This window comes from Ruminococcus albus 7 = DSM 20455 (genome assembly GCF_000179635.2).
In the GTDB taxonomy this organism is placed as follows: domain Bacteria; phylum Bacillota; class Clostridia; order Oscillospirales; family Ruminococcaceae; genus Hominimerdicola; species Hominimerdicola alba.
Genome location: NC_014833.1, coordinates 1655098 through 1681834, shown reverse-complemented (window position 1 = coordinate 1681834; position 26737 = coordinate 1655098). Strand labels below are relative to the sequence as shown.

Below are 26737 nucleotides of genomic sequence, written 5' to 3'. Positions count from 1 at the left end.
AATAGCACTCCCTTATAAACCGAATTGCTTTAATATTTTGGCGATTTGCGATGATAAATCAGAATAGCAATAATCTCTTCCTGTTGGAACATCATCAAGTAAAATATGACCTGTTGTTTTATTGCTTCTTCCAGTTTGCCAACCTACATGTGGCACATCTGGTCCAGTAGCCCAATTACCATTTCTATCAAAACTTGACAAATGAGCTATATCTATGTCAACATATGAACCATTCGGTCCCATGTATTCCACTGGTATAGACTTACCATTTATATCTCTTGCCCACTTTGAAACCATAAACTGTTCTTTTGGATAACCAGTCTGTTCAAATGCGATATCTAATGCATCACGATAGTTGGTTCCTGTACCACGTAAATCGATATCTTGTGCCTTCTTAGGATAGTGCATTGTATCTGCACCATCAGAATAATTATGCACCAAAACCGCATTATCGCCGACAAAGTATGTATTGAAGTCAGCAACTTCAAGATTATAAACCTTGATAGGCACATCAAGCTTTTCAAACTGAGAACCGGTGACAATACCAATCGTTCCGTCAAGAGAGTAGATCTCATCGCCGACAGCCAAGTCACCTGCGGCAACCCAGCCTTCTCCAAGCACGTAAAATGGGTGATTAGAAGTAGTATCTATTGCACCAACAGAAGTGTATAGGTGTAAAAGCTCATCTGTTTCGTGAATGTAGACTTGCTTAACTCCTTTAAGCTCGGTTTCTCCGGTTTCAACATTATATGCCCAAACCTTATCGCCGACTTTAATTTCGTCAATGCGTATCTGTCCGTCCTCTGCCGCAACCAGAGTATCCCCGGTAAAGCAGTTTTGGTGCATTGTGATAAGCTGAACCACAAACTGTATAGAACGAGTTGCAACTAAATCCCAATCTCCGTCTTTGGCGGCATCCATTATGCTTTCCCATTGTGACACAAGACCGTAACCAACCATAATTTTACTTATGATAGGTCCAATGCGTTTCATAGCACACATATGGTTAATGAACAAACCTGTGATAACACCACGACCAAGGGCAAACACAACATCCCATGCAGACATATCAGGGTCTGTCAAGATCATTACAACTTGCTTACCTGTTTCATAAATAGTGGCAAGATCGTTGATACGATTAAATACCTGAATAAGTTTAGGAGTAATCAGCTTATCCAGAACACCTTGAATAGCTGCACTGACATCACATTCCCCAATCGTGAAATAACCTGTCGGGTCGCAATTCATCACCGGATTCGCATTAGCATACAGATACTTATGCAGACTTACAGGATCAAACATCGAGCCTTGATAGCTGTCCATCGAGATAAATGTCCCCGTTGACGGGTTCATATATCTTGCACGGAGATAGTAGAAACCTGTATTTGCATCATACTGTTCACCGCAATAGAGATAGCTGTTCTCGGTCTCGCCCGTATGCTCTGTAAGGTTTCCAAACGCATCATAATCGTAGGTATCGGTTACAGCACCGTCCTCGTCGGTAAGTCTTCTGACATTGCCGTGACCGTCATACAAATAGTAGCGTTCTTCGTGCTCACGCTGTAAGCTAATAAGCTCACTGCCTCTGGTGTAATAGGTTTTCAAGCTGCCCGTGCCGTCAGTTTCATAAAGGACCTGAGCAAGCGCACTGTTGGTATCAACTACATAATTGGTAGTTTCGCCCTCGGTTATTTTTGCAGTTCTGTTGCCTGCGTAATCGTACCTATACTCCTCGACCGTAACATTCTGACCGCTCGAAATGGTTGCTCTGACGAGCCTGTTCTGCTTGTCAAAGGTATAGGTCGTGGTCTTGCCGTTCTCAACCTGCTTTATCAGATTGCCGTTGTCATCATAGCTGTTTGTAACACCGCTCTCCGAAACAAGCTGATTCAGCGAATTGTACTTGTACTTGTTAGTAGTACCGTTTTCGGTCTTAGTCAGACGATTTCCTACATTATCGTAGGTGTAAGTAGTTGTGGTAGTTTTCTTGTCCTTTGTAACCTTTTCCGATGTCAGCCTGTAGAGTTCGTCATAGCCGTACTCTGTCACCTTATCGGGTTCGGTAACTTTCAGTCGTTCGCCTGCTTTGCCTAACGTATAAATATATTGTACTACAACATTGTTGTCTTTGTCAACTGTTTTTTCACTGATAAGCTGATTTACGTCATTGTAGGCAAAAGTCGTGGTTATTCCGTTTGCATATTTTACAGCAGTCCTGTTTCCGTTGGCATCGTACTCATAAAGCGTAGCTACACCGTTTTTGTCAACGACCCTTGTCAGCCTGTCCATCTTGTCATAGCCGAAGGTAGTATCGCCGTAAGCCGTAGATACAGTTTTAAGATTACCGGACTTATAATAGCTGTACTTTATCTCTGTACCATCTGCCAGCTTGACCTTACTCAACCCATCGGTATTGTTATAGGTATAACTGATAGTTCCGGTGCTGTCGGTCACCGAGGAAAGAAGTCCTCCGCTTGTGTAAGCAAATTCGGTAACTTCTCCGTCAATATCCTGCTTGATCAATCTGTCAAGGCTGTCATAAGTATAAGTCGTTGTCGTGCCGGAATAGTCAGTCGATGTAAGAACATTTCCGCTGTCATCATATGTGCATTCAGCTGTCTTGCCCGCCGCATTTGTGGTCTTGACAACTCTGCCCATATTGTCATATTCATATGACGTTGTATTTCCGTTTGCGTCTGTTACAGAAGTGAGCTCGCCTACTTCGCTGTAAGTATACACCCACTTGCTGCCGACTGCATCTGTTACAGATACAAGCCTGTCAGCACCGTCATAAGCGTAACTTGTGGAATAGCCGTTTTGGTCTGTCTGCTTGGTAACTCTGCCTCTTGCATCATATTCGGAAGAGATGCTTGTGCCGTCCGGCATTATCACCTTAGTTCTGTTTCCGTTTGCATCATATTCATACTTCCACACATCACCTTTCGAATCTGTCATAGAAGAAAGCATAGAGCTTGAATTGTAAGCAAACTCGGTTCTGTTTCCGAGTGCATCAACTATTGCCGTGTTTCTGTCGATCTCATCATACTCATATGATGTCGTACCGCCATTAACATCTGTAACAGACGTCAATCTGTATTTTGCATCGTAACTGTAGTTCTCGGATATCCCATTAGGATAAGTTTTTGTGAGCAGATTTCCGACCTTGTCATAGGTCATGGTGATTGTTCTGCCCATTCTGTCCGTTGCTGTAGTATTTCTGCCCTCTGCATCATATCCGAATGTTTCACTCGTATTGTCGCAGTAGGTTATCTTTACAAGATTGCAGTTGTTGTCATACACATACGATGTTTTTCTGCCTTTTTCGTCTACAGCGGACGTCATATTACCGTTTCCGTCATATGACACGCTTGTAACAGAACCATCGGCATAAATAACCTTTACAAGTCTGTTCATAGCATCATATTCATAGTTTTCGGTAATATTTTCTGAGCCTTTCTCCGTGGTCTTTACAACTGTTTTGCTTATGCAATTATCCGAATCATCGTATGTAAATGTTGCAGTTTCACCTGCCCCATCAGTAGATGAAATTACATTTCCTTTACTGTCATATGTGAAATTGATGAAAGAGCCGATCTCGTCCGAGATACCCTTTATACGATAGGAACTGTCATAATCATAATAAGTGCCGTTGCCCATAGCGTCCTTTGTACTTGTGAGCAAACCATCCTCATCATAATTTACGATCATCTGAGTAACGCCCATTGCCGTTACAGATGTAAGCTGCTTCTTATCATTGTAGCTGTTTGTTACCGTATTTCCTACAGCGTTTGTTAATGACAGCACTTCACCTGTTGCGGTCATCTGATACTGCGTAACATTTCCGAGAGCATCGGTACTGCTCTTTATGTGACCGTATTTATCATATTCTGCATATGTGGTGTTGCCGTTTGCATCGGTGCATTTCAGGACGTTGCCCTTATCATCGTAAACATAGACACTTTTATTTCCAAGCTTATCTGTTACAATTTCTGTTCTTCCGTCAACATCATGCTCATAAGTCATTCTGTTTCCGTTAGCATCTACTGTAGCAACTAAACGTCCGCTTTCATCATACTCATTGTGAGCGGCTTCAACACCTCTGGAGTCGATCATGCTTATGAGGTTATGTTCGCTGTCATAGACGTAGCTTACAGAATACCCCATAGGATCTGTCACTTTGATAAGATCATCGTTCTCATCATAAGTATACTTAGTTGTCTTTCCGTCAGGCTCAGTCACAGAGGTGAGTCTTCCATGTGGATCACGTTCAAATGTCAAGCCTACACCATTAGGGTCTGTATAGCCGTTCTCGGTTACTTTTATGGTGTTACCGAATTTATCCGTTATGCTCTCAACACCCTTATCCCTGTCGATGATGACTTCTGTTTCATCTTCAAGAGTCAGCTTGTATTTCTGCACCACGAATTTATCGGTATTATAATCCAGAAGTTCTGTTTCGCCTAAGTAACCATCCAAATAAACTTTATTCTTACCGTAAACTTCAAGCTTATTCTTTGACCCTGTCGGGCTTTCAAATTTTATTGAAGTGTTTTGCAGCGGAACAAAAGAGTGACTTGCAGGGTCTAATTTCACTTTGAACCGTTCACAAGTTCCGTCTCCGTATGTTATTACAACATCGTGTGAAACTAATTCACTGACAGTATAAACAGTGCTTAAGAAATTGCCAATCTGACGATCATACTGCTGTTCCCAACCTTCTGCAATACTGCTCATTTCGTACAGTCTTATACCGCCAAGACCGAGTGTCCAGCCCATGCCGAAATCGCCCGACAGCTTGTTTGAACTGCTGTAGTATCTTGCGACCGAAACTCCTATGCCGGATATTTTGGTATTAACATCTTCAAATCCGAGGTTTGTATTCCCGACTTTAAGTGTTCCGTCAACTACATATTGGAATTCACAAGTTGTAGTGTTGCCGCCAAAGTCCTCAGCTATCACCTTAAACTCGTAAATGCCGTTTGCCAAAACCGTAGTATCGAAGTAAGCCAAGGATTCATTATGTTTTTCTTCGGTACTCTTATTAAGTGTTGTGTACTTTTCTGCTCCCTTGGGACGATACTCGACTTTATAATAGGCAAGCTCGGTCTCATCATAGACAGAACCGATAATGTCAGTCGGCTTTTCTACTGTTTCGTAATATTCGGGAGAAACTATATCCAATTCGGGCGGAGTGTTATCACTCAAATTATAGAAACTGCAAACCGCTTTTTTCTCTGCCTTATTTCCGCTGCTGTCAACAGCAACGACCTTCACTTCTATTTTTCCGACTTTATTTGAAGTGAATTCAACTTGATTATTCTTATATTCTGTTTCCTTACCGTCAACATATACTTTTATCGAACTTACTTTCTTATTATCTGTAACGGTAAAGCTTGCCTTTACTTTATCATCGATCCCCGCAACATTCTTTGACAATGCAAGTTTTATTACAGGGTCGATAATGTCCTTGTCGTCATCAGTTTCAATAAGACCTGTTCCCTCTTGTTCATTATTTACAATATATGAGATTTGGGCTACAGTTTTATTGCCGCCCTTATCCTCAACTGTAAGAACAATGTCATACACGCCGTTTACAAGCTTTTCGGTATTAAGTATGCCGAGAATATCATTATCCACAGCTTCGGTCTTTTCAGCCAAAATGATGACATCGTCTGTTCCGGAAAGTCTGTAGCCGAGAGTATATCTTAAAAGTTCCTCATCGTCCTTTGCCGTACCCTTGATATCGACCTTTCCGCTGACCTCACTTGCGTGCTTGGGGGAGCTTATTTTTGCAGTAGGTGCTTTTTTATCACTGTTATCAATAAATACGCATTCCGCAGTTTCTGTTGCCATATTCCCGGCACTGTCAACAGCATATACTTTTATTTTTGCAGCTGCGGCTTTTCCTCTGGTAAATGTAAAGCTGCCGCTGCTTGTAAGTATGATCTCGTCATCAAGATATACCTTTACTGCTTCAAGCTTCTTATTATCGGTCACAGAAACGATACCCGTCACTTCCTCGCCTATATCAGCTTCGGTCTTAGTGAGTACCAGATCTATGACAGGCTTGATAGTATCCTCATCGTTATTATTGTTATTTTCACTGTTGTCTACAATGTAAGAGTACTGAACATATGAGGAATTACCGCTCTTATCTTCTGCTGTCAGGCGAATATCATACACACCGTCTGCAAGTGCAGAAGTGTTGAATGTTCCGAGCGTGCCGTTTTCGACCTGATTATACATTTCGGCAAAGACTGTATAAGATTCTTCGTTCTGAGCCTTATACTCCAGCCTATACCTTAATAATTCCGTTTCATCAGCTGCTGTTCCTGTAATATCAACGCTGCCGCTTATGGTGCTTGCATGCTCTGGTGTGTCTATTTTGGTAACAGGCGGATCGTAGTCGCTGTCATCAACGAATATTACAGAAAGTTCCTTTACAGATATATTTCCAAATTCATCGGAAGCGTAAACCTTTATTTTGGAAACTACCGGCTCACCTCTGCTGAACGTTATCTTTCCAGAACCGTCCATAATAAGTTCATCGTCAATGTAGACTTGGATCGCATCTATTTTGGATTCGTCCTTTACATCAACTGTCACCTTAACTTCTTCACCAACATCTGCTTTATCTTTAGAAGATGTCAGAATGATGACAGGAGCTTCATGGTCAACGGTTTCAGTATCTACAATACCGCTCTCTTTATTCGGCTTCAGTTCATATTGATAGATAACATATGAGGAGTTTCCTGCACCGTCCTCTGCCGACAACTTGACCTCATAAATTCCCGATTCAAGCCCCTCGACATTCCATTCGCCGAGTATTCCGCTTTTTACTTCATGATCTGATTCGGCGATAATGTTAAAGCTGCCTGCACCCTGTCTTCTGTATTCCAACCTATAATTTTTGAGCAGAGTGTCATCATAAGCCGAGCCAACAAACTGAACAGAGAAATCCATTATCGCTCTGTCTTCGGGAGATTCTATCTCTACTGTAGGAGCGGTCTTATCTCTATTGTCAACGATCGTTAACTGCTGTGTTTCTTCAGAGCGATTACCGTTAATATCTACTGCAATTGCTTTTATCTCTACTGTTTCGGTTTTATCACCCGTGTAGAAAATTCTGCCTGCATGGTCAAGGACACGCTCTCCGTCAATGTAGAGTTCAAAGGTATCGACACCTATGTTATCCGAAGCATACGCAGTGATCTTTACACTCTCGCCCGCATTCGCTTTAGTTTTTTCAAGTTCAAGCTCGATAACAGGCGGCTCTTTATCTTCCGCCTCTTCCGGAACAAGGAAATCTGCTGTATTGATTATCTGAATATTCGGATAGCTTATCTGACCTTCTTTGTCAACCGTTGTAAGGCAGATAATATAAATACCGCCGATCTCTACCTTGTTAGGGATAGGACCGTCTGTCCATTCTGCATCATAGAGTTTTTTCCATTTATATGATTTGGATACGATCCCTTTATCTGCATCAGAAATATGATCCTTATCATAACAATTATCCTGTGTGTTGATTATCACCGTATTTTTGTCATTCGGGTTTTCCGATACATTCACGGTAAGTTCCGCAACAGGTCTGTTATGGACCATCAGAACTTTTTCATAAGACTTTTCGCCTGACCATAATCTGTACTCATCCAATGAGTCATTATCGCCGACCGGATTGTCTCTTACCTTTAGACGCATAGTATATGCGCCTGCCTCTTCAAAAACAGTTATTGCTTTATCGGAAGAGAATTTTTTGACCTCGGTACTGCCGGACTCATTATAGAATACAGACGGGTCGTACTCGTATTCCCAACTTTCAGAGTACATAGGGTCTTTCTCATGATCCTTGTACGAATCGATATATCTGATAGGCTGATCTTTTGCAACATAATAATCTACTGAGAAATTCTTTGAATTCTCATTGCTTACCACATAATTTGAAAGGTTTTCGGGAGAGTTATCAGTATCCTCAGCATCAAGATATATACCGCTTCCCGCAGCCGAATTTATAATATCTGTATACTGAGCGCTGTTTTCACCATTTCCTATACCTATGAAGTTCAGCTCGTTTTCAAGTATCTGCTTTGAAACAGCAGCAAGCTCCTCATCGGTTTCAAATTCATCAAGCTCGGAATCACTCAGATTTATAACATATCGGCTTGTTTTGCTCTTCCAATCATAGTTTGCCAAAACATCGGAGAGCTTTTCACCGGATATGGTCTGCATTTTTATATTAGCAAAAGTAAAGTAAGATTGCTGAGTGCAGCCGTGACTTGCATGAGAGGTTATCGGTCCATAACCATATCCATAATCATTTTCGGGAAGAGAGTAGCTGTCAATAACGAGTTTCTCTCCGTCCCATACTGACAATGACTTTTTATCAACAACTATCTTGATGTTATGCTCATCGTACAGGTTGTCAAGTTTGAAAGTTTTTAAAGCGGTTATAGAATTTCTCTTTCCGTTTTGGAAGTCCTCTACACTTACCCCTTTTATCTGAGAAAGTTGAAGTCCGGAGCATGTTATAAGCACATAAAAACCTTTGATAACTCCATCTTCTATAGAAGTATTGAAAAGAAAACCGCCGCCTTCCATGCTGTGCCAGTCGGTCTTATCACGCTGAATGTCAAAAGTGAATATTTTCTGTGATTCATTTTTATCTTCAACATAAAGAAAGTCACGCAATGCCTGCCAACAATATCCTACCATCTGAATATTGTCCTCGTCATAGATTATATGTTTTGGTCTTTTAATGTTATACCAATCCTGATAATCATAATGGTCATATTCGTCCCACGCAAATGTATCTTTTGCCGTAAGACTTGAAGTGGAAACTGTTGACAGATATACATTGTAGCCTTGTTCTTTAAGTTCTGCCTTTATCTGCTCTATCCTATCGGCATAAAGCTGTATCTTTTCTACATCTGCCGAGCCGACTGTGAAAACAAGGTCAACATCTTTTGCAAGCCCCACATCAACACTTGCTTCGGGAGCAATGTTTCCTACTGTAAAAGTCTTGCTTTCAATAGATTTATCGCCGGTATCAGCACGTCTGTAATCATCTTGTGTTATAAGGCTCGGGATAGTATCACTGAACGTTTCTACAGACGTAAGTTCTACCTTGTATTTGCCTACCTTCCCAGTTGTATAAGTCAGTTCGCTCTCATTAGAATCACTTATGATCTCTCCCTCAGATTCATCGAAAACTCCGTTATTATCAGCATCATAATAAACAGTCCATATACGCTGACCTATCTCATCATTGTCTACAGAATATGAATGGTCCTTAAGGGGAATTGAGGCTTTGCTGCCATTCTCGGGGTCACGATAATAATAATCATTGTCTAACGTGAAATCAACAATAGGAGCAACATCCGGGATGACTTCAATAGTTTGCAAACCTGTCTTTTCCGAATCACCGGATCTCACAGTGACCGAAACTTCATAAGTACCATATTTTTTGAAGATCATGTTTTTGATGAATCCGTCAGACGAACTTTCATCAATGACATAATCTTCTCCTTGAACAGCTTCTGTTTTGGTTTCGCCATCAACTTTGGAGAAAGTCCACACTGTTTCTTCTTTTGCAACTTTATCGATTTTTTCTGTCTGAGAAATATCGAAAGTTACTTTTCTGTTCTCCTTGAATTCTCCATCGCTTGATATTTCGGGAGCCGGAAGGAAAAGAAAATCCAAAAGATCCAGATCACCTTCGCCTTTATTAATGGTAAGGTTTGAACCCCAGAAATTAAACTTGTCGCTTATTATCCTGCCGTTTATCGTGACATTCTGCCCTGTAATAGTCACTGTTCCGTGCGGAGCATAGATGATACCATTGATAGTGGTGTTTGAGGCATAAATGTTTATATCTCCGTTTGCGGCACAAAGTACGACCATACCGCCATCCGCACTGCTGATTTCACCAACTGAATAGTTTATGCTGTTCTTTGCATAAATAATGCCGTTTCCTGTGAACTGGCTTGAGTAAACGCCTAACGTTCCATCTACGCATATTCCGTTGCTTATATCAACATAGCGGTCACTAAAACTCGTCCAATCGTAATACTCGGGAACATTTTGCTCAAGCAAATGCGCATGAATTTCTTCCGCATAGTCAGGAACTGAAACAAGTTCTGTATCATCATCAACGGAATATATCTTGTCAAGATACTCACTATCGGAAACACTAATTGTTGTATTTTTTGATGCTTCACAAGCTCCGTTGATAACGATCTCCGATCCTCGGTAGATAAAATTGCTGTTTGAATGCACATCACCTGTTATGTCGATCTTCTGAGCATTCATTTCAAGAGTCGTATCAGCATTCCCTGTGATAAGAGCGTAGTCAAAAGCCTCTTCATGTGCTGCCTGCTTCTTCAGAGATTGAATTATCTCATTATTTTTCTTGAATTCTTCAATTGCTGCCGTTGGGATAACAGCCGCCATGTTTGTTAGCATTGCTGCGCTCAATGCAACTGAAACACTTCGTTTCTTCCAATTCTTTCTATAATCCATACTCTCACTCACTTCCTACTTCACGGAATATTTTAGCTACTTTCTACACCTTACTCGCTTAAAAATATATTCCTCAATTATAGCTTATGTATGAATTATACCATTAAACTAATTGAGATTCAAGACCAATATTAAAAAAATCCATATTTCAAACAAACACATATTTAATTGTTGAACATTTCTATTAAAGTAGAATGAAATGCTGTTGCGATTTTTAGGAGATTTGTATTAAAAAGTCATCACTCATCAAGAAATCGGATTGTTAATCCCCCAAAAAATCTGAAATCATACAATTAAGTTCTCTCACCTTGAAGTCTGCCTTGTAAACTGCTCTCATCTCAGCAGCGGAAGTTTCGCTTACGCAATCGAGTATCTTGTGGAACACTTCAATCTGCGCCTCACTCAGAGAGTTTTCAAACGGAATGCAGAGCTTGCTCCACTCGTCAGAGAACTCAGCGGCGTGAATATCGCCCACACGGAGGTTGTAAATCATATCAATCATTGTAAGCACCCTTTCGGTAATATTTTTAGCTTGCTGTACCTGTCTTACAATGGTTGTCTGAAAACTTCTTTATGCCTACTGTCGTAAGGATATACTGCTTATCAGAAAGCTTTCCGCAGAAACCATTGATATCAGCAGCAATACGGTTAAGACATTCTGCGATCTCAACATCAAGCCTTACGGAGAGATTTTTCTTATCGATACGGCTATCATCGGAAAAGATACCTGTGCGTATCATAATAAGAGGAAGCTTTTCCTTATCGTTCAGCTTTTTGCAGGCGTTGTCAAGCTCATTTATAAAACCCTGTTTGTTGTACAGACCTGTAGCTGTATCGTGATACTCTGACAGATTAGTGCATTCAAGGAGGGTGTTTATATCGTTTTTCATACGAAGCACCTGAAGTGCATTTACAGTAATTTTGAGCCATTCTATCATTACAGGATCATATGAGCCCGGTGTGGTGTACTGAAAAATAAAATGCCCAAACTCCTTGCCCTCTGAAAACAACGGTGCAAAGAAAAGAAACTTTTTATCCCCTGCGCCCGTAAGTTCTGCAGGAAAAAGCTGACCCCTTGTAAAAACCGCAGGATCGTCGGAACCGTATTCGGGACTGATGATACGGTAGCATATCATAGGTTCATTGTTTGAATACTCTTTTACAGAGGACTTGTGCGACCGTGAACACCAATCCTCATGAAGACAAAGGTATATTCCCGAAACATTTCTTATCAGGTAGGAGAAATCCTGAAGGGTGCGTATATAGTCGGATATAGAGCGGCAGGTAACAGACTGCTGTTCAAAGTTGCCAAAGAAATTCAGATCGTTATACAGTTTCATCTGTCTTATCTCAACCAGTTCGTCTCGGAGATATCTTTTCTCTACCCCGCACGAGCAGGTATCACCGCAGATCATGCAGCCCGAAATACTTATATCTTCCATAGGCGCCTCTGTAAGCTTTGAATATATCATCGCTACTGCTTTTGCGCCTATAGCTGCGCGGTTGCGCTGATAGGTGGTCAGTACGGGAGAGTGATATATCCTTTCACCGATATGCTCATACCCTATAACAGTAAGATCCTCAGGTATATTCAGATCATGATCTAACAATTTATCCAGCAGTCCGAATGCCATATAATCATTGGCACATATCACAGCCTGAGGAAGTCTGCGGTTTCCGCTCAGGTATTCCTCCGCAAGATCTTCACCTGTGTTATTCCAGAAATTGCCATATATAATATTCTCATCGCCAAACGGCAATCCCCGCTCCTCCATGATCTTCCTGACACCTTCAACACGCAGACGGGAAGTTTCAAACTCCTCGGGACCTGTTATGATATCTATATCCTTTATCCCGTGTACATCCGTAAGATGACGGGCGATATTCATAAGATCGCTCCTGACATCAGTATTTATACAGGTGTATCCCTCTACCTCAGCATCGGTTATCACGATAGGTATATCAAGACCTTTTATATGTTCATATATTCTTTCTTGCAGATTGGGAAAGATAAGTGACTCAGATGTGATTATCACTCCGTCAAGGCGTTCTGAGCGGACAAGCTCATAGATCTTGTTTTCCACCTCAACGTCTGCAAAATACTCCACGAAGTTATATACATTTGAAAATACAGCGATATCTATGCCAAGCTCATCAGCTTTTGAAAGTATGCCTTTGAGCAGCTGCCGCTGTTCACTCTGTGATGCCCGGGCTGTTATCACGCCTATGAGCGGACGATGATCATTACTCATGTTCAACTCCTTGATATGTGATCGGTTTTAATTAGCGGTCATGTAATACGCATATAATTGATTACTAATTCTTATTATAGCACATTAATTACAAAATTCAATATATAATCTTCATTTTTTCACCAAATCTGCAGATTTTAGGTTGAAATATATATGCCGATTGTTGTACAATATAGTTAGAAAAAATAACTATATGTTATTTTCGGTTATTCATTTTTTCAAACGTCGATCGACAAAAATGATCTATTAAGGAGATGAGCTTCTTATTATGAAGAAGCATAAGAAAATTCTGGCATCACTGATGGCTCTCAGCTGTCTGACAACAGCTATGCCACAGTTTACTGCTCCTGTTTACGCACAGGAAGTAGTTTACGACAGTTTTGAGATCAACTATGATGGTTGGCACGGCACAGACACCTCGATAGAACTTACTGCTATTGATAACGGCGGTTATGATTCTTCAAGAGGTATGAAGGTCACAGGACGTACTTCAACCGAAGACGGTGCAGCTTCATCAAAGGGACTTTACCTTTTCGGTGGAGTTAAGTACGATTATTCCATGCAGGTATTAAGTGAAAAGGATACCACATTCAGACTTGATCTGAAGTACATTGATGAAGAGACAGATGAAGTGACTGTTGTAACTCTTGACGAAAAGAAAGTCAAGGGCGGCAAGTGGGCTGAACTTACAGCAGATTACAAGGCACCTGAAAACACATACGAATATGAACTGACTCTTACTAACGATAATACTGACGATTTCATCTTTGATGATGTCAAGGTAACTGCCGAGAAGTCAGCTGCTATAGCTGCAGCAGCTCCTTACGGAAAGGGTCTGAAGGATGAGTTTGCTGACTATTTCCGTGTAGGTAATATCCTGAACGGAAATACAGTTAATAATTCCGCTATCAAAGGCATAATGCTCAAAGATCACAATGCTATCGAGTGCGAGAACGAGACTAAGCCCGATGCTACTATCGTTCAGAACGGTTCTTCCGATACCAATGTTAAAGTATCTCTCAGCCGCTGCGCTTCTATACTTGATTTCTGCGCAAAGAACAATATCGCTTTCCGTGGTCATACACTGGTATGGCACAGCCAGACTCCCGAGTGGTTCTTCAAGCAGGGATTCAATAACAACAACGGCTATGTAAATTCCTACACTATGGATCAGCGTATGGAAAGCTACATCAAGAATATGTTCAATGCTTACGCTACACAGTATCCTTCTGTAAACCTTTACGCTTATGATGTATGTAACGAGGTAATATATGACGGAACTGCCAATAACGGTGGTCTGCGTCCTACCAACGGAACTAACGGACAGAACGGTTCCTCTGCATGGGTAAGAGTTTACGGAAATAACTCATTCGTTGAAAAGGCATTCACTTATGCAAGAAAGTATGCACCTAAGGGATGCAAGCTCTACTACAACGACTACAATGAGTTCGCTCGTGATAAGAAAAACTGCATAAAGAATACTATACTTGTTCCTCTGCACAACAAGGGTCTGCTGGACGGTATGGGTATGCAGTCACATATTGATTGCAGTGCATACAATTCTTGGGGTTCAACTCAGGAATACCTGGCTGCAATGGATGATTACCTCAGCCTGGGTATCGATGTTCAGGTAACTGAGCTTGATATCTCCCGTGACGGTTATAAGTATTCTGATCAGCAGCAGGCAGAAAAGTATAAGGCTATTTTCCAGCACTGTGTTGACGTAAACAAGAGCGGCAAGTACAAGGGTAAGGTTACACTTGTTCAGGTATGGGGTCCTAACGATAATAACTCTTGGGTAGGCAAAACCGGAAACTTGCCTCTGCTTTATGATGGAAACAATCAGCCCAAGACCGCATACAACTACATAACTTCTATCATCCCCGACAGCCAGTGGGGCGATGGTTCCAAGTTCAACGGCGGCGCTGAAGTTAAGCCTATTGAGCCCAATCAGTACGGCTGGTACTTCAATTACGGATTTGAAGGTTCTACCGACAACTTCAATTCAAGAGGTGCTGCAAGCATAGCATCCAGCACCAACACTGCATTCGTCGGAAACAGCTCACTGTATGTATCAGGCAGAGAAAGCGCTTGGAACGGTGCTTCTTATACACTTGATACTCGCGCATTCAAGGCAGGTACAGAATACAGCTTCAGTGCTATAGTAAACTACCTTGAAGGTCCTTCTACCGATAAGTTCCATTTCACAATGCAGTATGACGATGCAAGCGGCACTACCAACTACACCAAGATCGCTACTGAAACAGTAACAAAGGGTCAGTGGACACAGCTTGCAAACAAGAACTTCAAGATACCCGATGGCGCATCAAATGTTCAGATCTATGTTGAGACAGACAGCTCTACCACTTCATTCTACGTTGATGAAGTTATCGGTGCAGTAGCAGGTACAGGCATCAAGGGACCCGAAAAGACTAATACAGATCCCGATCCTGATCCTCAGCAGACTTACGGCGATACTTATCCTCAGAATATCAGATTGAACTACAGCGCTCAGTATCATCAGATACAGTTTACATGGAGCGCAGTTTCCAATGCTCAGAACTACGGTATCGCAGTTTATCTGGCAGGCAAATGGAGAGTTCAGACTCAGTCTATCTCCGGTTCTACTCTGTCATATGTAACTCCTAAGAACCTTACACCCGGCATGAGCTACAAGGTAGCTATCGCTGCTAAGGTCAACGGCACATGGGATGTTGCAAATGCGATCAGGAATGCAGTTCTTGTAACTGTTATCTGACAGATAGACTAACTCATTTATCTGAATAAAAAGACTAAGAAGAAAGAATAACGAATAAATGGTATACCATATTATTCAATGTTATTCTTTCTTCTTTTTTAGGTATAAAACAAACGATGTGCGGTAGGCTGATATCATCTGCTGTTGAGCCGCCAAAACAGTCACTACCGTTATTCATACCACTGTATATCTATACGTTAATTGGTCAGTTCCCTTAGACCTGCTTTATCTATGATACGGATCCCTTTTCTGGAAACTTCGACCAGACCTTCCGATGACAGATATTTCAGCGTTCTTGATACGACCTCACGGGCAGAACCGATATATCTGGCGATCTGTTCATGGGTCAACATGATCTCATCGGTTTTGTTACGTGCTGCTTCATCTATCAAAAATACTGCAAGCCGCTTATCCATACTCATAAATAATATCTGCTGCATTACCCACATCACATCCGAAAACCTGCTGACAGCGGTTTCAAGAGAAAAGATACGGATATCCTTATACTTATTTGAAAGAGTATCGAACACTGAACCTCCTATTATGATACACCGGCTGTTTTCTTCAGCATCTATAGACACATCAAAGGTAATGCTATCCAGAACACATGAAGCCGACAGCATACATATATCCCCCGGGAACAATCGATAAAGCGTGATATCCTTTCCGTTTTCAGATAGGATATACACCCGCAGACAGCCGGATCGAACGATTATCACACCTGAACACTCCTGTCCTCTGTGTATGGTTTCGCCTGCGGTGAACGAATGTGAAACAGTGTTTTCGCATATCAAACTTCGGTCAGATTCTTCTATACCGTCCCAGAACGGCAGCAACGTCTTTAGTATCTCCTGCGTTGATCCCACGGAAATGCCCCCTTATACTTTATTGTATCAAGTATACCACAATAAAGTATGTTTTTCAACACTTAAGGACGCATCTCACGAAAGAAATGCGTCCTTATAGTTATTTGCATTCTGTGCATATATAGGGAGGGACCGATCTGTCATGTATGACTGACTCGTACAACCGCCAACCTCCTGCAAGATTATAGCACGAATATCCATGACCTTCAAGTATTCGGCAGGCAATATAACTGCGCAATCCGCTGTGACAATGGATATACACAGGTCTGTGTTCTGGTATCTTATCGAGCTGATCTCTCAGTTCATCAAGAGGAATGTTAATAAATCCCTCTATCATACCTCTTGCAGTTTCCTTCTTGGTCCTCACATCAAGCAGTGTTACACTGCCGTCACGCGGCAAAGCTTCAACATCATGCCAGAAGAACTGCTTCATTTTACCGGTTATGATATTTTCAGCAACAAACCCTGCCATATTTACAGGATCCTTGGCACTTCCAAACGGAGGAGCATAACAAAGTTCCATTTCTGTCAGATCTGTAACTTTTGCGCCAAAGCGTACAGCAGCTGCCAGAACATCCATGCGTTTGTCAACACCGTCAAATCCGACTATCTGCGCTCCTATCAGCCGCAGCGATCCTTTTTCCCAAAGTATCTTTACAGACATATTCTTTGCTCCGGGATAATAGCTTGCGTGAGAAGCAGAATAAGTGTAGGTCTTATCAAAATCTATGCCTGCTGCTTTTGCACGTTTTTCGTTTATACCCGTTGTAGCAACAGTCATATCAAACAGCTTTATAATTGAAGAACCCTGCGTACCCTTGTATTCAGAAGGAAAACCTGCGATATTATCAGCAGCTATGCGTCCCTGCTTATTTGCAGGACCTGCCAGCGGGATAAAGGAAGGCTCACCTGTCACAAGATCAGTTACCTGCACAGCATCACCGACTGCATAAATATCAGAGAAATTAGTTTGCATCTGTTTGTTGACGATGATATTTCCACGCTGATCAGTGTTTATACCACAGTCCTTGGCGAGAGATGTTTCAGGACGTACGCCAGCGGAAATGATCACCATATCCGCAGGAATGCTTCCGTTATTGAGAAATACCTCTTTTTCCGTTATCTTCGTCACGCCGCTGCCAAGATACAGACCGATACCCTTTTCACGCAGATAATTGTGAACGTCCGAAGCCATATCTGCATCAATGGATGCAATAAGATGATCGGCAAGCTCCACGATACTTACATCTAGTCCGGTATTCACAAGGTTTTCTGCCATTTCCGCTCCGATATATCCGCCGCCCACAACGACTGCTTTCTTCGGTCTCTCAGCTTCAATATACGATCTGATCTTCAGGGTATCGGGAATATTTCTCAAGGTAAAAACGTGCGGTAAGTCAACACCCTCGATCGGAGGCTTTATCGGCTCAGCTCCCGGGGATAATATCAGCTTGTCGTAGGAAAGCTTGTATTCCCTATTATTATCAAGCTCACGAACAATAACGATATTATTATCAGGCTCAATGGCAACAGCTTCATTTCTGACACGTACATCAATATTAAATCTTGCCCTGAAACTCTGTGGTGTCTGCAAAGTGAGCATACTCCTGTCCTTTATCTCACCTCCGATAAAATACGGCAGTCCGCAGTTAGCAAATGATATATGCTCCCCACGCTCCAGAATTATTATTTCGTCCTGCTCACGCAATCTGCGAAGTCTTGCAGCAGCAGATGCTCCGCCTGCTACCCCGCCTATAATAACTGTTCTCATTATCTGACCTCCTTATGTTTAGTTTTACATATCAACTGTGTCATTGTTCCCATAGGACAGTATACACACCATGACCGTGGTTTAAACAGTATCATCGTAAAAAATCCGAGAACTGTGGATGTCAGCATAACACTGTAAAAACCAAAAGCAAATTGTGCAACGCCGTCTGAAAAAAGGGTCCCATGATATGCCCAGTGCCACGGCAGCCTGAACGTCCATAGCAGTGTGACTTTCTGTGCAAGAGTTGTTTCACCTGCAAAAACAAGATAGGTATTCCATAACATCAGGAAAAACATGGCAAAAAAGAATATCAGGAAACCATATCTAAAGATCTTTGACTTCATCCATTTTGGCATATCATGTTTGCGAGATAAGCCCAAGCGTCCTCCCAATAGTGAGAACAACTGACCTCTGCCGCAGTATTTATTACAGTACGCCTTATTTCCCTGTCCGATAGATATTACAAGCGGAAGCACGAAGCATATCAGCCCGAGCCATGCAAAGAGGATATTAAAAAACCCCAGAAAAAGATACGTCAGTGAGAAAATCCAGAGATAGTCATACCATTTCTTTTTCATTACTGCACCTCCCGGAGTCCTATGATACTAGCAGGACATTCCTTGACGCACTTTCCGCATCCGACACATAGATTTTCGTCAATCACAGCAAATATACCTTTAGGTACACTTATCGCCGTTTTTGGACATGCCTTGACACAGCATCCACAGGCAACACATTGTTCTTTATCAACTACCGCTTTGCGCTTCATATAACATCCCTCCTGAGTATATGATAACACAAGCGATGGTTATTTTCAGTGAGTTAGTCACAAAAGTGATCTAATAATAGTATGCCCCGAAACACATATATACATTTCGGGGCAGGTCTATAAATATATCAGAAATTCCTTACGCCTTTGACCTTAGCCGCCAGCTTTGAGATATCGGTAACATTCAGCGAACCGTTTGCGTTAACATCCGCTACTTTCTGCTCATATCCGCCAATACTCTTTACGCCCTTGATGTGAGCAGCTGCCATTGAAACATCAGTGACATTTATCACTCCGTCTCCGTTGACATCTCCCTGCTTACACAGATAAAGATCCGCAGCAAGTTTATCAGCAGGATCCAAAATGATGGTGCGTGGGATAAAGCCTTCGGATGTCAGTTCGATCCTGTGTTCCTTTGCCAATGTCGAAAGATCGAAAGTATGGTGCTGAGGTGTTACAGTTGCGCTGTAATTGAGTTCGTCATCCACAAACACTTCCATGTTCATTCGGTAAGCATCACTGACCTTTATACGCATTGAATTGCTTGTGCTTCTGTAGCCGCCGCTGACTGCATAATAACGTATCAGAGCATTGTTGTAATTTGCCTTTACATAGGATTTCAGATCGAAGGGTCTCCATTTATCATCGGGCAGAAGGATCTCCCATCCCTGCTCAGTTATCTCGCCTTCGCACTCCACATCGACAACTTCATTCATCTTCAGCCTGCTGCCGATCTTCGCAGTGATAGTGTCAGCCAGCGGATGGATGAAAGGTGCTTTAGGCGAATATTTTGTCATGTTGAAAGCACGGTCTGCAACTGTTATGGTGTAGTCGGTAAGATCGGTAACATCATACTCAAACATCATTTCTCCGTTCTCATCGACTGATGATGGAACAACATCAAAGAACCCCTTATTTATACTACTGTCACCGGACAGATATGCTTTCAGCATATCATCGAAATAAGCGGGTGTTGACTTTGTAAATACCTTATCCTGTTTGGGTATGACATCAATGTAGTGTATATTGCTGACTAATGCCTCAAACGCCGCAGTGAGCATTTTCGGTTTGATCTGTACGTCATCAGATCCATTCGTAACCTTTCCATTTCCGTTACCTATTATGTATACACCATCGAGTCTTTCATCTTTCGCCTTTAAGCTGAGTATCTTTCTGCCGTTTTTCTCGGTAAGCCTGATATCACTAACAACAGGAGCTTTGGTATCAACGGTCATTGTGAATTCGTGCTCTTCTTTTCTGCCGTTTGTATTATCTGCTTTTATGACGATTTCTGACTTTATGCTGTATCTACCGTCATCCAGGGGTACTTCGACCACGCTTGTGCATTCGTTTATACTATCGTTGACCAAAAACATATATGTCGTATGCACAACCACATTTCCATCCTTGTCGATAACATCAATGTAATTCTGACACGAGTCACGATATACATAGTAACTGTAACTCATTACATCAGCAAGTCCGTCACCGTTAGGTGAATAACAGTACTCATACTTAGCAGCATCAATACAAGCCTTTTCATAAGCTTCTACAGCAGCCTTGTCATCTTCTGTATCATTTGCCCCCGGCATTGTCTGTGCTCTGATAAGTTCAGCCAGCGATACACATGAAGGCAATATTATTCTTTTACTGCAGATATTTGAGAACATAAAGTTGGATTCTTTTGAAGCATTTTCAGCATTCATTTCTCCCTCTGTAATAGGAAGACCATACCAGTCGCCGCGATAACCGACTATAGGTATTGATATATCACAGCACTGTACCGAACCCGAAAGACAGATATATCCGTCAACGAACCAGCCGTTTGTGAACACCTCATCCTTTGCAGCCGCATTATCAGCGTCAATCTCTGCAGTTATGGTGAATGTCTTTTCATCTCCTGCCTCTATTGCCAGCATATCATCGGGTAATACAGCGTTTACCTTAAGTGCTTCGGGCACATAATCTATCATACCATTTTCATCTACTTTGTCAGTTGTGAATTCTGCATAGGCATCTGTGAACATGACCGTTTTATCGGATATGTTTTTCATGGTCACATCAAATGTGAAGCTGTTACCATCTATCTCGCCCTGACTTATGCACGCCTTGCCGCCGCTGCCTGTCATGATGACTTTGGTTTTCTCCAGATTAGTCATATTGACCATACCTGCTCCCTGCTTTCTGGGACTCTGGTATACATCGTCTATATTAAGTGGAGTTGCACTGTTCATCATAACATTCTTTATCATCTGAACTCTGTCAGCACCGCTGACATCGATGCCGTTCTTATCAAGCCAGTTTGAAGCGAGCGCCGCACAGCCTGCAACATACGGTGATGACATCGAAGTACCTCTCATTGCAGAATAACTGCTTGTTCCATCGCACCCTGCTGATTTAAGGATACCGTATCCTGCTATTTCAGGCTTTATTTCAAAATTTCCCGGTATGCCAGATGATGTGAAATCACACAAGTGTGTTTCCGTACCGATAATTTCACCAGGCACATCAAAATCTATACGCTTGTTTTTCGCTTTTATCATTTTCTGGGCAGTTTTGTTGTCGATCTCAATCAAATAACATATGCGTAGAAAATCATCAGGATCAACTAACACTTCTTCACCCATACTGTCAAAATAAATGATACCGTCAGCTTGAGTTGCTGATATACGGTCATTGATATTTTTCATATCCTTACGATCATATCCCGCATAGTCCAGCAGCACTAATTTTCCTTTTAGTTTGTCAGTATAATTATTGTTATCAAATTCTGTTGCCTTGCCGCAGTATACATAATCAACTTTTCCCTCTAAGGATAATGCGCTGTGATCAGTGAAATACAGCTTGGTACCGTCAGGCAAAGCAAACATACTTGCGTAATTCATATGTGCCCATCCTGCCGCAACAGAAAATGCACTTTCCATACTTGCAGGCGAACTAATGGTACTTACATCTGCATGATCCGGTGTATGAAAGGCAGTGCCCGAATTTCCTGCAGATGCCACTATCATAACACCTGCCTCTAATGCGGTATCGAATACCTCATCGAATATCTTTTGTAATTTTTGTGACCGCGTTCTTCCACCGAAACTCATATTGATCACATCAGCACCCAGCTTGACAGCATCTTCAACTCCGGCTACTATAGCATCATCATTTAATGAAGAATTATCTTCATCGGATGATGCTTTGAAAAATATCAGCTGTGAATCGGGAGCTGTACCGTGGATCGGCTTTCCGTTATTTTCTGCTCTGTTGCCTGCCGCGATACCCGAAACGTGCGAACCATGATACATAATATTACGACTGCGCTTTACCGAGTACAGATTTTTCTCATCAGCATAGTTGACCGCAAAAGGGACCTTGCTGCTGCGAAATGCCTTTTCGGGGTCTATATCGTGGCTCAATCCCTTGGTATTTATGATGTCCACCACATCTTCATAGCTTAGTTTGGTCTTGATATCATCAGCCAGCGGTTTGAACATATCATGATCGATATTCAGTTCGGTATCTATTACCGCGATAACTTTACCCTCACCTGTCAACCCTGTATCTTCCAGAAAATTGTCAAGACCGCTCTCAGGGTTCGCGGTTTCAAGCTCAGGTACCATAATGGATCCGGATAATACCACATCATCAACGTTGTACATTCTTCCTATGTCATCGATAATACTTTCGGGCACTGTGCATGAGAAACCATTGAAAATCGTATCATAAGTGAATTCCTGCTCTGCATCCGGGTACAGTTTCTGTACCGCCGCAAATACATTCATACGCTCATTTTCCAGTTGTATTCTTCTGCACTGTGCCGCCTGTGTATCCAGATAATCGATACCAACACCTTCATTATCAGCAAGTATGGGATCACCTTTCAGCTTAACTATCACTTTCAACTGTTCGTCATCTGAATAATCGTGTTTTTGAGGCAGTACGTCTGCTGCCGCAGGTACAACAGTACTTAAAAGTACTGTCATAGCGGAAGCAAGCCCTGCTATACGTCCTATAGTTTCCTTCTTCTTCAAAATTATTATCCTTTCATTTATTATTTGTGCGACCTTCTGCATATATAATACATTTATAAAGTCCAGATCCTTGCATTAATATTGTAAATTTTTTTAGTTCATGCCGTTTCTCAACAAATATCATGGTATACGCATCTGTGCCTGAAGATCACACTTCTGTTCTTCATATTTTTGATCGTCAGGATAACCCGCTTATCCCCGACCTTGAAAAACTGAGTATGCAGTCCGATTGCGTGGTGCCAAATATATCCTCTCCCCATACAAGCCATATCTCACCGCAAGGCGTGTCTTTCCAGAGTCCTCCTAAATATCCGTTACTCTCAGGAGTGAATTTTTCCGTGGGCTCGCCATACTTTTCCTGCAGCAGCGTGTAAAGTCTGTCATAGCTGTCCTTACATTCAGACGCTGAGGGATCACCGTCCTCTGAAGTATTCAGATCGGGATTTTTATTAAAGCAAACTGTGTATACTGTCTTGTCATCACGATCATAGTCAAAAGTCACGCTGTAAAACTTCTCTCCAAGTACCGAAACACCGTTAGTGTAACCAAAACGATCTTTCAGGTATATCTTTTCAAGAGCGTTCATATATTCTCCAAGTTCAGTTAGATTTGCATCGTCACCAAAAACACTATTTAAAAACTTCGCCGCAGTATCATATTCGCAGGAATAGATCTTTTCCGGGAAGAATTCAAACAAAGCTATTTCATCAGCAGTAAAATCAACATCATTTACCGGATTTTCTTCATCTGCCAGCGACAATGTTTCGTTCTCATCAAGCGAACTGTCCTGTGGTATGCTTTCATTTGCTGCACTGCTTTCCTCAGCTTCGCTGTTTTCCTCCACAACACCGCTTTCTTCCGATAAAGCTACCGTTTCGGCAAAAGAACTGTTCTCTGCTGCCGTACTATCTGCCTGATCTGTCCCCACATCACCTCTGTTTTCATCCACCTTGCCGCAGCCTATAAGTTCCAATGCCGTTACAAATGCAAGCAAGCTTATAATTATTTGTTTTGGTTTCATTATCTTACTCCTCATCTTTTTATAAATGTCATCCTGTGATAAAAAGGATATTAGTCGTACCATTCCACATAATACCCGACAGGAATAAAGCCCTTCTCAAATCGTCCGTCAAATTTCGCTTTTTTTCTGTATGTTCTTCTGAATTCCGAATTGATTAGAACTCTGTCTATAGCACGCTCTTTCAAATGTGCTTTGTAATATGAGTCCGTATCGTTATTTGAATACGCATTACACCATTCCCGCCACTCCGACATCATCTCATCTTTTTCATTATCAGTGACAGGTGTTAAATAGTATTCATCAATATATTCATCCAAAGCTTCATCAAATACTCTTTCATAGATACATACTATCCCATTATAATATGCAAGACCTTCTAATGGTCCATCAAACCAATTACTGATAGTAATAACTTCTTCCATTAAAGAACCTCATATATATCCCGATCTATCTGATCACAAGATCAAATACGATCTGTATTCCAGCCGCTTTTTAAAGATTTATTAATATATAGTATATCATAACTCTAACTTTTTTTCAAGCCCTGCAGTTCCATGCAATATGGCATTGAGCAAGAAGATTTACTGTAGTACGTAACATATAAGACCCGGTGTGAGGAGATTTTGAAAACACAGAATACTTATCTAATCTTTCTGAATAAAACAACTTGAGATTCTTTTTATACCATTCTGATAAAAAAGCGGATAGCCATCCGATCGGGATGGTCTATCCGCTTGGTGTTTATAAAATTATGTCGATGAAACCTATCACTTTACTGTAACAGTAACAGCATTCTTGATAGCATTATTAACATCCCACTGACCGTTCACCTTAGCAGCGATAGCTACCTTGTAGGTCTTGCCGGGAGTAAGGTTCTTGGGAGTAGTGTAAATCGTACCGGTGATATTCTGTGTCTGTATTCTCCACTTGCCTGCGAGGTATACAGCTATGCCGTACTTTTCTGCATTCTCAACCTTGTCCCATGTGAATCTTACCTGGTGGTACTGTTCGCTGTGATCTACTTTTATGTTTGTGGGGTAAGTAGGAACAAATGGCTTTGATGCATCTATACGCTCATATTTGATCTCATTATCAATAGCATACTGCTGAGCTGCAGAATTTGTGTAGCAATATATAGTCAGATTATCGCATACGGCAAATGCATATTCACCTATTGATACAACATTCTTTGGAATAGTGACACTTTCAAGACCTGTGCAATTAACAAATGCGGCAGATTCAATAGATATCACGCTATCAGGTATCACTATTTCTTTCAGTGATTTACATCCATTAAATGCTGAAGCACCGATAGTTTCCAAATTATTAGATAAATATACTTTCTCAAGACCGATACAATCAAGGAAAGCAGCTGAATCAATGCTTGTAACACTATCAGGTATCACGATCTCTTTCAGAGATGAGCAACCTGAAAATACAACTTGACCAATAGATCTTACGTTATTTGATAAAGATACGTTCTCAAGGTTTGTACAGCCACCGAAAACCGCATCACCTAAGGAAACAACACTATCCGGTATAACAACACTCTTAATTGTATTAGAGCCATAAAATGCAGCGGAATGAATACTTGTTACAGGAATATTGTCAATTTTGCTTGGTATATTGACTTCTGTATCATTACCGACATACTTAATTATCTCAATGGTATTATCGTCAAGCTGCTTGTAAACAAAACCCTGATCTAATAAACAATATTTTAATCCGTTTGCTTTTGCATACTCCTCAGCGTATGATCCTTTGTAGCAATAAATTGTTAGATTTTTCAAAGGGCGATATTTTATCTCGTTATTTTCATAATATTCATCTTTAACAAATGCATTTTTACTAATACTCGTTACACTTGCAGGGATAACTATACTTCTAAGATTTACACATCCATAAAAACAACCGTCACCAATACTAGTAACACTATCCGGTATATTAACTGACGGAAGGCTTTCACAGTATTCAAATGCATAATCACCAATACTAGTCACACCATCCGGTATTGATACAGATGTAAGACTTTTACATCCCATAAAAGTTAAATTATTTATTGTAGTTACTTTTGGAGGGATCTTAAAGCTTTTAAGTTTTTCATCACATTCAAATGCATAATCACCAATATATGTTACTGTGTCAGGTAAATCTATGCTTTCAAGACTATAACTAGATTGAAAAGCACCATTATCGATCATTGTAATGCCTTCGGGGACCGTTATTTTTTTTACGATCGAATTAGTACCTACAGCAGCATATCCGATACAGGTTACTGCTTTGCCATCGATCTCACTTGGCATTACCATCTCCTCATCATATTTATGCCATTCACCAGTATCATCATATAATCCCTGGATTTCAAATAAGTAAACTGTACCATCTTTGAAGATATAATAAGAATAGTGATTATCCTCCGAAGTAAAATCAACCGCATGATTACCACCATAACTAATAAACAAGGAATCATCACAAATGCTGCTCGCACTTGCAGAGATAACAGAATTACCTATTACTGCACTCGGCACCACAGCCCCACCAAATACCAGGCTCAATGCCAACAGACCTGAAATGATTTTTTTACTTTTCATGTTTAGTTCCTCCTATATAAAAAACAATTATGTTATCAGTTTAGCACGTGTGTCATTATTTGTCAATGGATTTTTTAAATCATTTTATGTAATCACAAATTAATCGTTAACATTAATCTTTTTCTTGTTTAAGTTTTACCTATTTATCTGTCATCCTGAAAAAAAACTG

At 41.2% G+C, this 26737-nt stretch carries 12 protein-coding genes; 1 reads left to right on the top strand and 11 read right to left on the bottom strand.

The window, feature by feature from the left end; genetic code table 11:
* Positions 1–12: 12 nt before the first annotated feature.
* The 3 genes from RUMAL_RS07445 to RUMAL_RS07435 form a co-directional block, all read right to left on the bottom strand.
* Positions 13–10518, bottom strand: a complete 10506-nt coding sequence (locus tag RUMAL_RS07445) for a polymorphic toxin-type HINT domain-containing protein (RefSeq protein ID WP_013498137.1) — start codon at positions 10516–10518, stop codon at positions 13–15.
* A 262-nt stretch (positions 10519–10780) separates the two neighbouring features.
* Positions 10781–11020: a hypothetical protein gene (locus RUMAL_RS07440; protein WP_013498136.1), complete on the bottom strand. Its 240-nt coding sequence runs from the start codon at positions 11018–11020 to the stop codon at positions 10781–10783.
* Between the two features lie 25 nt (positions 11021–11045).
* Positions 11046–12770: a substrate-binding domain-containing protein gene (locus tag RUMAL_RS07435; protein ID WP_013498135.1), complete on the bottom strand. Its 1725-nt coding sequence runs from the start codon at positions 12768–12770 to the stop codon at positions 11046–11048.
* Between the two features lie 268 nt (positions 12771–13038).
* On the opposite strand from RUMAL_RS07435, the gene RUMAL_RS07430 reads away from it, so the two are divergent.
* Positions 13039–15528, top strand: coding sequence for an endo-1,4-beta-xylanase (locus tag RUMAL_RS07430; RefSeq protein ID WP_013498134.1), 2490 nt, complete (start codon positions 13039–13041; stop codon positions 15526–15528).
* Positions 15529–15725: 197 nt separating this feature from the next.
* On the opposite strand, the gene RUMAL_RS07425 is transcribed toward RUMAL_RS07430, so the two are convergent.
* From RUMAL_RS07425 to RUMAL_RS07390, 8 genes are all read right to left on the bottom strand, one after another.
* Positions 15726–16394, bottom strand: a complete 669-nt coding sequence (locus RUMAL_RS07425; protein WP_013498133.1) for a Crp/Fnr family transcriptional regulator — start codon at positions 16392–16394, stop codon at positions 15726–15728.
* Between the two features lie 100 nt (positions 16395–16494).
* Positions 16495–18165 carry an FAD-dependent oxidoreductase gene (locus RUMAL_RS07420; protein ID WP_013498132.1) on the bottom strand — a complete coding sequence of 557 codons (1671 nt, stop codon included), beginning with the start codon at positions 18163–18165 and terminating at the stop codon, positions 16495–16497.
* Positions 18165–18743 carry a 4Fe-4S binding protein gene (locus tag RUMAL_RS07415; RefSeq protein WP_013498131.1) on the bottom strand — a complete coding sequence of 193 codons (579 nt, stop codon included), beginning with the start codon at positions 18741–18743 and terminating at the stop codon, positions 18165–18167. The genes RUMAL_RS07420 and RUMAL_RS07415 overlap by 1 nt, the downstream gene beginning before the upstream one ends.
* A complete protein-coding gene (locus tag RUMAL_RS07410) occupies positions 18743–18934 on the bottom strand; it encodes a 4Fe-4S binding protein (RefSeq protein WP_013498130.1) in 192 nt (63 codons plus the stop codon). Before RUMAL_RS07410 ends, RUMAL_RS07415 begins: the two co-directional genes overlap by 1 nt.
* A gap of 128 nt (positions 18935–19062) precedes the next feature.
* Positions 19063–22956, bottom strand: coding sequence for a S8 family serine peptidase (locus RUMAL_RS07405; RefSeq protein ID WP_013498129.1), 3894 nt, complete (start codon positions 22954–22956; stop codon positions 19063–19065).
* A gap of 178 nt (positions 22957–23134) precedes the next feature.
* Positions 23135–23977 carry a hypothetical protein gene (locus tag RUMAL_RS07400; RefSeq protein WP_013498128.1) on the bottom strand — a complete coding sequence of 281 codons (843 nt, stop codon included), beginning with the start codon at positions 23975–23977 and terminating at the stop codon, positions 23135–23137.
* A 50-nt stretch (positions 23978–24027) separates the two neighbouring features.
* On the bottom strand, positions 24028–24399 hold the full coding sequence (locus RUMAL_RS07395; RefSeq protein ID WP_013498127.1) for a hypothetical protein: 372 nt from the start codon (positions 24397–24399) through the stop codon (positions 24028–24030).
* Positions 24400–24744: 345 nt separating this feature from the next.
* On the bottom strand, positions 24745–26568 hold the full coding sequence (locus tag RUMAL_RS07390; protein ID WP_013498126.1) for a leucine-rich repeat domain-containing protein: 1824 nt from the start codon (positions 26566–26568) through the stop codon (positions 24745–24747).
* Positions 26569–26737: the final 169 nt, after the last annotated feature.

What these genes read in the sequence shown, in the direction of transcription:
- RUMAL_RS07445 (WP_013498137.1), bottom strand. Translation starts at nt 10,518, where the DNA reads ATGGATTATAGAAAGAATTGGAAGAAACGAAGTGTTTCAGTTGCATTG.
- RUMAL_RS07440 (WP_013498136.1), bottom strand. Translation starts at nt 11,020, where the DNA reads ATGATTGATATGATTTACAACCTCCGTGTGGGCGATATTCACGCCGCT.
- RUMAL_RS07435 (WP_013498135.1), bottom strand. Translation starts at nt 12,770, where the DNA reads ATGAGTAATGATCATCGTCCGCTCATAGGCGTGATAACAGCCCGGGCA.
- RUMAL_RS07430 (WP_013498134.1), top strand. Translation starts at nt 13,039, where the DNA reads ATGAAGAAGCATAAGAAAATTCTGGCATCACTGATGGCTCTCAGCTGT.
- RUMAL_RS07420 (WP_013498132.1), bottom strand. Translation starts at nt 18,165, where the DNA reads ATGAGAACAGTTATTATAGGCGGGGTAGCAGGCGGAGCATCTGCTGCT.
- RUMAL_RS07415 (WP_013498131.1), bottom strand. Translation starts at nt 18,743, where the DNA reads ATGAAAAAGAAATGGTATGACTATCTCTGGATTTTCTCACTGACGTAT.
- RUMAL_RS07410 (WP_013498130.1), bottom strand. Translation starts at nt 18,934, where the DNA reads ATGAAGCGCAAAGCGGTAGTTGATAAAGAACAATGTGTTGCCTGTGGA.
- RUMAL_RS07400 (WP_013498128.1), bottom strand. Translation starts at nt 23,977, where the DNA reads ATGAAACCAAAACAAATAATTATAAGCTTGCTTGCATTTGTAACGGCA.
- RUMAL_RS07395 (WP_013498127.1), bottom strand. Translation starts at nt 24,399, where the DNA reads ATGGAAGAAGTTATTACTATCAGTAATTGGTTTGATGGACCATTAGAA.
- RUMAL_RS07390 (WP_013498126.1), bottom strand. Translation starts at nt 26,568, where the DNA reads ATGAAAAGTAAAAAAATCATTTCAGGTCTGTTGGCATTGAGCCTGGTA.